Source organism: Clostridium sp. JN-1 (assembly GCF_003718715.1).
In the GTDB taxonomy this organism is placed as follows: Bacteria; Bacillota; Clostridia; order Clostridiales; family Clostridiaceae; genus Clostridium_AV.
In genome coordinates this window covers 409259-422309 of the sequence record NZ_CP033465.1, presented here as the reverse complement: position 1 = coordinate 422309, position 13051 = coordinate 409259, and the positions used below count along the sequence as shown (strand labels likewise).

12 protein-coding genes are annotated in these 13051 nt (G+C 31.1%); all 12 read right to left on the bottom strand.

Annotated elements, in window-relative coordinates; all coding sequences use genetic code 11:
- Positions 1–42: 42 nt before the first annotated feature.
- Entirely contained in the window at positions 43–582 is a 540-nt protein-coding gene (locus EBB51_RS02050) for a serine/threonine protein kinase (RefSeq protein WP_123052915.1), read from the bottom strand.
- A 290-nt stretch (positions 583–872) separates the two neighbouring features.
- Positions 873–4328: a helicase-exonuclease AddAB subunit AddB gene (gene addB / locus EBB51_RS02045; RefSeq protein WP_123052914.1), complete on the bottom strand. Its 3456-nt coding sequence runs from the start codon at positions 4326–4328 to the stop codon at positions 873–875.
- 79 nt (positions 4329–4407) lie between these two features.
- Positions 4408–5052, bottom strand: a complete 645-nt coding sequence (locus EBB51_RS02040) for a DUF4397 domain-containing protein (protein WP_123052913.1) — start codon at positions 5050–5052, stop codon at positions 4408–4410.
- A 95-nt stretch (positions 5053–5147) separates the two neighbouring features.
- Complete coding sequence (locus EBB51_RS02035) at positions 5148–6404, bottom strand: MFS transporter (RefSeq protein WP_243103892.1); 1257 nt, start codon at positions 6402–6404, stop codon at positions 5148–5150.
- Positions 6405–6555: 151 nt separating this feature from the next.
- Complete coding sequence (locus EBB51_RS02030; protein WP_123052912.1) at positions 6556–7035, bottom strand: S-ribosylhomocysteine lyase; 480 nt, start codon at positions 7033–7035, stop codon at positions 6556–6558.
- A gap of 95 nt (positions 7036–7130) precedes the next feature.
- Entirely contained in the window at positions 7131–7988 is an 858-nt protein-coding gene (locus EBB51_RS02025; RefSeq protein WP_123052911.1) for a tagatose bisphosphate family class II aldolase, read from the bottom strand.
- Between the two features lie 27 nt (positions 7989–8015).
- Positions 8016–9167 carry an N-acetylglucosamine-6-phosphate deacetylase gene (nagA, locus tag EBB51_RS02020; RefSeq protein WP_123052910.1) on the bottom strand — a complete coding sequence of 384 codons (1152 nt, stop codon included), beginning with the start codon at positions 9165–9167 and terminating at the stop codon, positions 8016–8018.
- An 18-nt stretch (positions 9168–9185) separates the two neighbouring features.
- Positions 9186–9608, bottom strand: coding sequence for a PTS galactosamine/N-acetylgalactosamine transporter subunit IIA (gene agaF / locus EBB51_RS02015; protein WP_123052909.1), 423 nt, complete (start codon positions 9606–9608; stop codon positions 9186–9188).
- Positions 9609–9715: 107 nt separating this feature from the next.
- Positions 9716–10537 carry a PTS system mannose/fructose/sorbose family transporter subunit IID gene (locus tag EBB51_RS02010; RefSeq protein ID WP_123052908.1) on the bottom strand — a complete coding sequence of 274 codons (822 nt, stop codon included), beginning with the start codon at positions 10535–10537 and terminating at the stop codon, positions 9716–9718.
- A complete protein-coding gene (agaW, locus tag EBB51_RS02005; RefSeq protein WP_123052907.1) occupies positions 10527–11294 on the bottom strand; it encodes a PTS N-acetylgalactosamine transporter subunit IIC in 768 nt (255 codons plus the stop codon). The genes EBB51_RS02010 and agaW overlap by 11 nt, the downstream gene beginning before the upstream one ends.
- Before the next feature lie 69 nt (positions 11295–11363).
- Positions 11364–11837, bottom strand: coding sequence for a PTS N-acetylgalactosamine transporter subunit IIB (gene agaV, locus EBB51_RS02000; protein WP_123052906.1), 474 nt, complete (start codon positions 11835–11837; stop codon positions 11364–11366).
- Positions 11838–11867: 30 nt separating this feature from the next.
- Positions 11868–13049, bottom strand: a complete 1182-nt coding sequence (locus EBB51_RS01995) for an SIS domain-containing protein (RefSeq protein WP_123052905.1) — start codon at positions 13047–13049, stop codon at positions 11868–11870.
- Positions 13050–13051: the final 2 nt, after the last annotated feature.

The window sequence follows — 13051 nt, the reverse complement described above, 5'->3', positions numbered from 1 at the left end:
ACAAGATGTAACTCAAAGTTACATCTTGCAGTATACCTAGCCTCAGTTATTACGCTTTTCAAGTTTCCTCCAATCATGATATAACTTTGGTCTCTTTTTCTTTAAAACTCTATAAAACTTTTTTTGTACTTCTAGTTTTTTTAAATCCTTAAGCATTCTTCTAGGATATTTTACTTCTTTTATAAGCTGCATTGAGGGATCTATAACCTTTACTTTTTCATTTTTAACGACATATATATGTGCCCCTCTCATATCTAATCTTTTAAAGCCTAATTTTTTAAATTCTTCAATCATCTTAATTAAATTAACAGCTAATTTTTTACTTAAGCCATTCTTTTTAATATATTCCCTCAAGTTTTTTCCATCCACATATTCTCTTATCATTATATTTCCATCTCTTTTATATATTTTAGGGAAATAATGACTTTTCTTCTTTTTTGCTATTTTAAGTACTTCATATTCTTCCTTACAAACCTCTTCATTCTTACATATTTTGATTGCTTTTCCATTAGGCATTAAATAAACTTTTCCATTTTCTCCATGTCCCAAGTATTTACAATCGTCTAAATTGATGTTTTCCATGTATGAATCCTCCAATCTAGTAAATTTAAAACTCCCTCCTTAATTATCACTATATTAATCACAGACTTAAAAAGTGAATTTAACGGTATATACCTAGATTGGCACAGCTTATTAAATAACGACAAACTAATTTAATTAAAAAATGTTTTATAAATCATGCACAGATATTTTAATATTTCATATAATAAATATATAACATGAATTTTTCAAATCATATAGATGTTCAAGTTAGTTTTTTAATTTTCCCTATCACCTCCAATATAATGGAGAGGAGCAGTAAAAAAACATTACTACTCCTCTTTATCATACCTGTTCTGTAATTCGTTCCACACTTCTTGATCTGACTTTTCTTTCATATTTCTATATTTATTGCCTTTCATAAGGGTATCAAATTGACATATAAAAGAGTAAATACAATAATTACATGCTGTATTTCTCTTATTCTTACATGGACTTATGTTTATATTTCCCTCTAATATTTGCTCACAAAGCTCAGCTATTGTATCCCGTATATACTTTCTTAAAATATTAAATTGCTCTAATGTAGCTACTGAAGATAGAGAATTTGATATACTCCCATCTTTTTTCACAGTTACAGGTATTACGTCTGAACTCTTATTTATACTATTATCCATCCTTTTTACTACCTCAGGATCGTTTAAAATAAGTCCATTCATCCTAAGAGCTTTCATTATTCGTTCTTCTATATCTTCATCACTTATATTCGGCTCAACTTTTATAATTGGATCATCCAATTTAAAATATAATATACCGCCCGGAATGCAAGTACCATCACACATCTTTTCAAACTCTGTTAAAATGGCATCCAAATATATTAAAAGCTGCATCTGCAGTCCATAATATACATCTGATAACTTAAATTCCTTAATGCCAGATTTATAATCTACTATTCTAAGATAAGTTTCTGATTCTTCACTCATTCCATCTAATCTATCTATTCTACCTGTCAAGGTAACAGTCTCACCTGAATGAAGTTCTATAGATATAGGTGGAAACTTGCCATTATTCTTAAAATCAACTTCATAACCTAAAGGTTTAAAATCACTTTTTTTCATATGCTTTGTTATAAGCCATATAGATGTTATAAGTATTCTTTTCACTTTATTTGTTTCATATTTATATCTCTTTGAGCTGTTAAATATTGAACCCGGTACATTTTCTAAAGTTTCATCAACTATTGAAGTTATCTGATCTTTACACCATTCTTCATCCAAGTTACTCCATGAAAGATTTTCCTCACTTACTTTATCTGAAAATAGCTTCAACATATTGTGTATAAAACTTCCAAAGTCAGGTGGAGTCAACTTATAAACTTTTCTTTCCTTTGCTTTTAATCCATACTGCATGAAATACGCAAATGGACATTGTACAAACTTTTCAAGTCTTGAAATACTCATATTTAAATGTCTTCCATATAATTTTCTAACCTTGCTAGTGTCATTGATTTCAACTTCATTAGTATAGTAAAACCCTTTTAAAACCTTATCTAATTTTTCATTCCAGTCATCATTTAACTTATACCACCTGTAGACATCCAGCCACAATCCATTCATATATTCTCCATCTGAATGTTTTCTTATATTACTTATGAGCTCATTGAATACTGCATTTGGTCCTGTAATACTGTCGATATTAGAATTATCATCATTTCTTCCAATTACAATATTTTGCTCATTTAAATTTGGAAATAGCTTTTTCATTCTAGATATAACAACTGAAGGTCTTTTGCCTTTTCCATCCTCATCTGAAACAACATAACTCAGCTTCAAATACTTACTTACAATTGTCAAAGTGCTGTAAATCAAAAATTGTTCTTCAAATACTCTATTTCTAGTACTCTTAGATATTTCTACACCATGATCATTTAAATTTTCCCTATCCTTATCAGATAACATACCTTCATCAGGCAGTGGAGCTGGAAACACACCATCATTTACTCCAACTATGTAAAGAGCATTTACATCATGGCTCTTAATTCTAGTTACACTTCCAACCAGCACTTGATCTAAAGCTGGTGGTATAACTCCTATCTCGTATTCTTCAAATCCAGCAGCTAGTATTTGGTAAAATTCTGAAACAGTAAAAGATTCATCACCTATAGTTTCAACTATTTGGTCTAAAAGTTCTATTATAATATTCCATATTTGATTATACTCATTTACCCTATCAAGTTCACCGCATTCTCTAAAGTCATTCATTATATTTTCAATTTTTTTTACAAAATCTATATCACAGAGAAAATTGTAAATTCCTTCACAAATTTGACGTGCTGTCTTTTTTCCTTTAATACTTTTAGATAATTTTAAAAGAGGTCTTCTTATTCTATTTCTAATGTCATTTATTTTACTCAGCATTTCTTTTTCATAGCCGCTGACATCTTTATTTTCAATACTATAATTTATGTTAAATTTCCAATCATCTTCATTAATCCACTTGCTTCCGCTTATACCATTTGACAGTACATAGTTTTCAATAATATCTATTTCGTCCGTACTTATATCTAAAAATCCTGTCTTTAAGTATTTAAATACTGATTCGTAAGACCAATTTTTTGCTATTATCTCCACTGCTGAAATTACAAAAACTATTATGGGATTATTAAATATTTTCCTCTTTTTATCTATAAAAAATGGTATATTATATTCTGAGAAAACAGCCCTAATTAAAGCTTCATATCCATCCAAATCACCGCTTATAACTGCAATATCTTTAAATCTAAAACCCTTGTCCCTACATATCCTTATTATATCTTTTGCAGTTTCCTTTATTTCCGTGTATTTATTTAAAGCTCTTAAAATACCTATATTTGAATTTTTCCCACTGTATTTTTTATATGGAAATGAAAATAAGTATTTCTCTAAATGCTGTATTTCCAAACTTTTTTTAAATCTGTAACATGGATTACAATTTAGAGCTATTGGTTTATCATATTTTATATTATTATCATTAGCTATTTGCAAAAGTTTTGTTTCAGTAGTTTTAGTAGGCAAAAATAAATCCGTATCTTCAATAGTACCCTTTTCATTTAAAGAATTTGTACATACTGTTACATTTAATCGCTTAGCTTTAAGCAGTAACTTATTCAAAACATTATATTCTTGAGGGGTAAAACTTATAAACTCATCTACCCAAATTTCACTTTCATCAAATAAATGTGATTTTGGCAAGTTTTTTGCGAGTATTGTGAGGTCATCTTCTGCATCTATATACTGTTTATGTAACCTATCTTCAAATTCAGAAAAAATTAAACTTATGTCATAAATTTTATCTTTTAAATTTTCATCTTCAACTTCTTCAAGTGTACTTTGAAGCAATTGAGGACTTACATCATACCTTTTTAATTCAGTTATGATATCAGAAATCATACTTACAAATCCTTGTCTCCTTGCTGATTTTGCAAAAGTTTTAAGATTAGATGAATTTTCATCCATTATCCTATATATGAGCATATTCTTACCTGCTGCATTTACATGTTCAAGAGTAATTCCTCCAACTTCACTTAAAACCTTATATGCCATACTTCTAAAGCTCATAACTTGAGCCTTAAACATCCCCTTTTCACCTATAGTATTTATAAGATTTTTTTCTGCTTGAAATGAAAATTGTTCAGGTACAAGTAAAATTAAAGAATTAGTACATCCTTCATCAATTTTCTTTTTTATATCATTCAAACAATAATAGCTCTTGCCGCTGCCGGCTCTTCCATATATAAATCGTAAACTCATTAACACACCTCCACTTTCCAAACATATGTAGAGTTCCAGAGGGTAAATTAGGTTTTTACTGTGGAACTCTATATTTAAGTTATCTTATATAGCTGTTTCCGTCTAATGGTATTAACATTTGTAATGCAGGAGTTCCTTCTGCTAATCCTACAGCATACATAGTATAAAATCTATTTCCCTTAAGTCTAACATTAGGTACTAGCAGTATTCTTTTGTTTGTATTTGGTAATCTTAACTCAAAATTATAAGTTTCTGGATTTAACATAGTATAATTTGTTACTCCAAGATAGTTGACACCTGGGAAAATAACTTTTCCACCTTGAAAAGCTAAATCTGTTTTTAAAACATTAGGAGCTAAGTTTGCAAACCTTAACATTACATTATTTCTCATTATAGGCATTTTAGGATCTAATATAGACTTTAAAGATATATTTGGAAGCAGCCCTACTATTGCTATCGTAAATATTTGATCTGGTCCAATACTTACATTTGCATCCAAGACAATATTATTTGAAGCACCAGCTGGATACACTCTAATTCTATAATTTCCCGGAGAAATTGGCATATATTCCGTAAAATTTTTAAATCTAAAATTTCTAGCAATTAGCGATCCATTTGCATATACATCTACTGCTGCTAAATTTGGAGAAGCATGGAGTAATCTAATATGTGAAGATGCCTGTCTTTGCCTTAGGTAGTTATCATAATATGGACACGAGAACATTAATACCACCCTTAAAATAATTATTTATACCTTACATTATATGCAAAATGGAGCCTGAAGTTAAGACTTATTTAACATCATATGTCTCCTGTCCTCTATAACTTAAATATACTCCTTAAATCTAATTTTAAATTAGTATTCTGTTTAATCCTATGAATTATCACGCCTAAAACAACTAAAGCTGAAATAACTAAAAATAAAGGTATACATATTAAAATCGCTCTTGTAGAGTATTTTATTGAAATTACTCCTCCAAGTAAAGGTGCTGCTGCAAAACCAATACTTCCTACAGTTCCCTGCACACCAAATAATACCCCTCTTTTATCCACAGGTGTATCTTCTGTTGTAATAGACATTATAATAGGTTCAACTCCTCCTGTTATAAAGAATACAATTCCAAGCACAAATGTAAATAGCCACAATTTACTTATCCAAATTAATGGTACTGAAATTACTGCACCTAGTGTCAAATATATTATAAGTAATTTCATTTTGTCATATTTATCACCAAGTCTGCTTAAAGTTAATCCAGCCATAGCTGTCATTAATGCTAAAACTCCATTTATTACACCTGTTATACCTGCTGCTCCACTAGCTATAGTCCTAACTTCTTGTACGAATATTGGAATATACGGACTAAATATACTGCGGCCTATTCTTATAAATAAGATAATAAATAGCATTGAAACAGTTGCAGTTGTAAAAACAGAAATAATTGAGGTATCCTTATTTTTTGTTTGCACTTGAGTATCCTTAATGTCTGTACTTTTTTCTTCCTTTACCAAAAATAAAACTAGTAAAAAGTCGAGGAACATTAAGATACCGCCAATTGCAAAGCTTACACGATATCCAACACATTCTGCTATTACACCGCCAATTACCGGTCCAATGCATTGTCCAATAAACGTTGAAGAAGATAGAAAACCTAGTGCATAGGAAATTCTATCTTTAGGTGTATTGGCTGCTATTAAAATTTGAGCTGCTGTAACAGTTCCTGTAAATACCCCCTGTAAAAGTCTTAAGATAATCAATTGATTTACATTAGTAATTATACCCATTGCTCCGATTGTAAACGAAGCAAAAAGCATGGCCCTTATTAACATGAGCTTTCTACCATATTTATCTGAGACAATGCCCCAAATAGGAGACATGATTGCCATAGTTATAGCTGGTGCTGCATTTAAAATACCAGAATAAAATTTAACGCTATTTGCACTTGTAATTCCAAGCTGCTGTATATAAAATGGTAAAAAAGGCATACCAAAGTTAAAACTCATCAAAGATAGGACTTGTGAAAACCAAACAATATATAGATTTATTTCCCAACGTTTCATTTGTTTTAATCGTCTCATTACTTTAAATTCTTCCTTTTTAATGATTTTGAATTAACATAATGACTATTATAGCATTAATCACATATGCTTAAAAGTTGTGAAAATAAAATTATCCCGGTCATATACTTATGATCGGGGTTAATTTATACTATATTATTTAATTGAAATACTACTGTGGATAATTTAGATTTTTATCAGAAATATTCAACAAAACTTCATTTAAAAATTTGTTTGCCAGATACTTTGCCATAGGGAGATTCATATCTAGATAGTTTCCACAATCTCGTGGGGCAGCACCAGGTACATCTCCTTCAAATTCAGAAATGAATTTGTACATATCCTTAAGCAAGTCTACAATATCCTTAGATTCATAATCTCCACTTAAAATCAAATAAAATCCTGTTCTACATCCCATTGGTCCAAAATACACTGTTTTAGGCCCATAAGCGCTGTTATTTCTTAAAAAAGTTGCTCCTAAATGTTCAATAGTATGTACCTCAGCAGTGTTCATAACGGGTTCAGAATTAGGCTTAGTCATTCTTATATCAAATGTAGTTAAGACCACTTCTCCAAGTTTATCTTTTCTCGAAACATAAACTCCCGGCTGTAATTTTAGATGATTAACTGTGAAGCTTGCAATTTTATCCATTACACTTTACCTCCTATAAATTCCAATTGTATCTTAACATTTACATATTTGTACGTCAAGTAAATATACAGATGCATTTAAATTTATAACTGTAATCATGCTTTGTTTTGACTTCCGCACATTTTTATCTTAGCAATTACTACTTTTTTCATAGCTTCTTTTCCTGGTGTCATATACTTTCTTGGATCATTTGCATCTGGATTTTCTTTAAAGTACTGCTTTACAGCATTGGAAAATGGTATCTTTAAATCTGTTGCTATATTAACTTTACATATTCCAAACTTTATAGCTTTCTTTACTAAATCTTCCGGCACATCTGATGCTCCATGTAATACTAGAGGAATATCTACTTTTGCCCTTATTTCTTTTAATCTATCAAAATCTAGTTTTGGTTTTCCTTTATATAGACCATGAGCAGTACCTATAGCTACTGCTAAAGAATCTATTCCTGTTCTCTCTACAAATTCTTTAGCTGAATCAGGATTTGTATACATAGCATCTTTTTCATTAACAACTAAGTTATCTTCTACTCCGCCTAATTTTCCAAGTTCTGCTTCTACAACACTTCCCTTAGCGTGGGCGTATTCTACTACTTTTTTAACTTTACTTATATTATTTTCAAAATCCTCTTTTGAAGCATCTATCATTGCTGAAGTAAATCCAGTATCCACATATTCCTTTATTTTATCTATATCTTCAAAATGATCTAAATGCAGTGCAATTGGAATATCATACTTTTTAGATGCTGTTCCTGCAATAGCAACTAGATAATCCCCTCCAGCATATTCTATTGTCCCTGGAGTTCCTGCAGCTATTACTGGCGACTTCATTTCAGCTGCAGTTTCAACAACTACCTGCATGGTTTCAAGATTGTGTATATTAAATGCTGGTACAGCATAATTTTCTCTTTGGGCTTTTTCTAACATTTCTTTTGTTGTTACTATATCATTCATATAAGTTACCTCCACAAATGCAGATTTTTACCTCTCATTTACTACTTGTCCATTTATTATTGTTTTAAACACTTCAAAATTATCATTTATAACAGCAAAATTTGCTTTCTTTCCTTTTCTCAAACTTCCTATAACATCATCTACCCCTAAAAGCTTGCTGGGATTTAAAGATGCCATATTTACTGCTTCTACTGAATTTACTCCAACTTTTTCTACCATGTTTTTAACACAGTTTAAAATATTAGTAGTACTTCCTGCTAAAGAACCACTCTCTACCCTAGCTATATGATCTTTAACTATAACCTTTAAAGCCCCGAGCATATACTTTCCATCCTCTAGTCCAGCTGCTCGCATAGAATCACTCATAAGCACGACCTTACCAGTTTTCTTACACCTCAAAAGTAAATCTATAGCTGCTGGATGCACATGGACAAGATCACATATAACTTCACAAAAAACTTCATCTTCTGTTAAGACTGCTCCTAATATTCCTGGTTCTCTATGCTTAAAACCTCTCATACCATTAAATGTGTGAACTGCAACATTCGCACCGTACTTAATTGCCTCAATAGCCTCATCATAAGTTGCACTAGTATGTCCCATAGATACCTGTATTCCTTTTTTTCTTAAGTATTTTATGCCTTCTTTAGCATTTTTCTTTTCTGGAGCTATAGTCATTACTTTAATTGTATTTTGTGAAGCCTGTATTAATTCTTCTATTTCAGCTATATCTACATCTCTTATTAAATCTTCGGGATGGGAACCCTTATGTTCCTTAGTTATATATGGTCCTTCTACATAAGAGCCTAATATTTCAGCACCTTCCACTCTACCAATGGAGTTGTGAATATTAATTACTGCGTTTTTTATTTTTTCAATGTTATCAGTTACTGTTGTTGGCAAAAATGAAGTTATTCCTTTGCCTGCAAGATATTTTGATATTTCGTTAAGCGATTTAAAATTAGCATCCATTGTGTCAAATCCATTTGCACCATGTATATGCAAATCTATAAGACCAGGAATTATATTGTATTCTCTTAGGTCTAATATGTTGGTTAATTTTCCATCATATTCTCCCTCTATAATGTCTTCTATGATTCCATCTTTGACTACAATCACTGCATTTTCTAAGATTCTATCTTCACAGTAAATTTTTTTAGCTTTTATTCCATAGTACACTTTTATTCATCTCCAATTTTATATTCCACTATTAGAAGCATGCTTTCTAGACTTAGCTTCATAAGCTTTGATTGAATCGTTTCCTGACTTTAAAGCCATATTCTTTAGCTCTTCTACACTTACACTATCTCTATTTAAACTTACTTCAAGTAACATTCCTAGGTTTGTTCCTGCAACAACTTTAGTATTTTCCATTTCTCTGCTCAAAAGAACACAAGTTTTAAAAGGTGATCCGCCAGCAATATCTGTTAAAAATAATATTCCTTCGCAGTTTTTTAATTCATCTATAGCTTTTTTTATCTTAGTTTCTAAAGTTTCAGTACTGTCATTTATAGTAAAATCTACACCTATTAAATTCTCCTGCTTTCCTGCAATAAGCTCTAATGGGCTCATCATTCCAGTTGCAAAATTTCCATGTCCGCTTATTATTATTCCTATCATCTTTCTATCTCCTCACTTTCTTCAACTGCAAATTCAATTATAAATTTCTTGGCTTAATGATAGGGTTTCTGTCATGAAACCTTTGTTTTAATTAATCATTATTAATCTTATAGAATGCCTAAAAATCTTCCTAATACACCTAATACAACAGTTATTACTATAAGTTTAACTGGTGAGAAGCCTTTCTTTAATAAGTAGTACATTAAAAATGTATAACCTAATGGAAGTATGCCTAATAATATCTTATCTAATACATCTGCTTGAAGGGCAACCTTAGCTTTTCCAGCGTGGATTATTAATGGAGTTTTTAAATTTACATATGATGCGATTAATCCACCAACAACTGTTATACCAACTATTGATGCAGCATGTGATATATTCCTAGTATTTTCTTTTAATGCTTTAATAGCTCTAGTTCCTGTATTATAACCATAGTGCATCAATCCAAATCTTAAACTAAAGTGAATTGAGTTAAATAGAAGTAAGAATATAATTGGACCTGCAATATTACCTTGCATTCCCAGCGATGCTCCTATACCTGCGCATATTGGAAGGGCTGTCAGCCAGAATAATGCATCTCCTATTCCGCCAAGAGGACCCATAGTAGCAACTTTTATACCTCTTATTGTGTTTCTATCCTCTTTATTTTCCTCCATAGCTATAACTATACCCATAATAAATGTTACTAGAAATGGATGTGTATTAAAGAATTCCAAATGGTCCTTCATAGAATCAGATAAATCCTTCTTATTCTTGTGTATCTTCTTAAGTCCTGGAAGTAAACTGTATAACCACCCACAGGCTTGCATTCTCTCATAGTTAAAGGATCCTTGAAGTAAGAATGAACGCCAAGCCATTTTATTCAGATCTTTTTTAGTTATTACTTTTTCAACTTTCTTATCTTGATACCCTTCTATATTAGATTCCATTTGAACGCACCTCCTTTTTAGCAATCTTTTCACCTTTGTTTTTATTGCTAAAGAAATCATACAGTGCTATGGCAGTTGCTATTATTGCCAATGGTAATATTGGCATCTTTCCATAGCTTACCATGATAAATCCTATTAATAAAAACGCAACATATTCTTTCTTTAACATTATTTTTAAAAGCATTGCAAATCCTATAGCAGGCATTATACCTCCAGCAACAGATAATCCGCCTAATAACCAATCTGGTGCCAGTTCAACTATATATTTAGCTGAATCTGCGCCCAAATATATTGGTAAGAATGCTATGATAAAATAAAATACAAATAACATCAGTATTCCCAAATAATTTATTTTGTCGATACCTGATGTATTAGCTTCCTCTGCATATTTGTCAGCTTTATGCATTAATGGTGAAAATGCTGTAAATAACAATGTAATTAAACCTTGTACAGCTATTGCAAAAGGAACTGCTATACCAACAGCTACTTTAGGATCTTGGTGCGCTAATATTGCAAATGATGTACCTATAATACCTCCAATAACTACGTTAGGCGGCTGTGCCCCTGCTAAAGGAACCATTCCCATCCAAACAAGTTCTAACGTTGCACCAGTTATAATCCCTGTATGCATATCTCCTAAAATTAGACCAACTACAACCCCGGTTACGAGCGGTCTATGTATATGCAGGAGACCATCAAATAGGTCTACACCTGCTATACCAGCCCATATACCAATTAGTATTGCTTTAGTTAACATAAAATTCCCCCCTTGATTTGCTTCATTACCTTTGTTGATATACGTAAATAACTTATGGATTTTATATTATTATAGAAATTTAGTTATATCTTGTGCTTTCTCATCTGGCACCCTGCGAATTTCAAGTTTAACACCTAATTTATGCAGCTTTCTAAATGCCTCCTTATCACTTTCATCTAGTGATACAGTGCTTGTAACTTGTTGTTTTCCTTTAGCAAAATGCATATTTCCTATATTTATCTTTTTAATATCAACTCCACCTTCCACAATCTTTAATGCGTCTTGAGGAGTTCTGCAAACTAAAAATATCAATTGATCATCTGCAGCCATGTTAATGACATCTATAGTCTTTTGAATTGAAAAATATCTTGTACCTATAACATCTGGTACAACCATATCCATTAAACTTTGCTGTACTTCATCCTCTGCAACTTCGTCATTAGCAACCACTATCAAGTTTGCCCCTAAGTGATTTACCCAAGTTACTCCAACCTGTCCATGTATAAGTCTGTTGTCGATTCTAGTTAATAAAATATTTGGCATAATTAACCCCTCCATGATTTTTAAATTTTTTTATCTTATATAATCGTGTATTATAACACCCTTAACTACCCTATTAACAGTTCCATCAGGTCTAGGATTATCAGGTGAAATTCCTAACTCCAGTGAATAAAGGAGTGCAAATATCTGTGCATATAATATATAATTTAAAGATATAAATGCATCATCTACAGCTTCTTCTTTATCTTTGTTAACAACAAACAACTTATCTGCTAATCCTGTTATTTCCTCATTATTGTTGTACGTTATAGCAATTAATTTTTTTTCTCCTTCGTCATTGTGTATTTCTCTTAAAAGGTCTTTATCATATTTTCTTGCGTATTCATCATTTGAAACAAACATAAATACTATTGTTTTATCATTTACTATGGATTTAGGACCATGTCTAAAACCTAACACTGATTCACAGCTTGTACTAATTTTTCCGCTGCTTAACTCAAGACTTTTTAAAGCTGCTTCCCTTGACAGCCCTTTTAAAGATGATGACCCAAGATAAACTATTCTGTCATATCCCAGCTTAACAAGTTTTAATATCTCATCCGATTCATTATCTAATATTTTTTCTCCATTTTTTATTATAGTTTTAATAGTTATTAAATTTTTATCTAAGTTTTTCATATCAAATATAAGTAAAGCTGTTAAAAGCATGCAGCTAAAACTACTTGTCATAGCAAAGCTTTTATCATTTGATTCATCTGGCATTAGTATTACAAGATTATTTTTATTTTCATTAGCTTTTAGAGCTAGGTTTCCTTCCTTGTTGCAAGTTATCACAACTTGATTTAAATCGTTTACTAATTTTTCAGCAAGATCATAAGTTGCAACACTTTCAGGACTATTACCCGATCTAGCAAAAGATACTAATATAGTTGGTGTCTCCTTTTCTAAATAATGCTCCGGATTACTTACTATATCTGTAGTAGCTATAGCTTCTACTCTTATATTTAATAATTGGGATAAATAAGGTGCTGCAGTATCTCCTACATAAGCAGATGTACCAGCTCCTGTGAATATTATTCTTATACCTTTTTTATTTACCCTTTCTTCAATGTACTTTGAAATTTTTTCTTTGTTTTTCTTTATCATCTCTATGGTTTCTCCCCATAACCTTGGCTGATGGTGAATCTCTTCAGCTGTAATATATCCTCCAGCTCTTTCTAATTGGTCTGTTGGTATGTTAAATAATTTTTCCATCA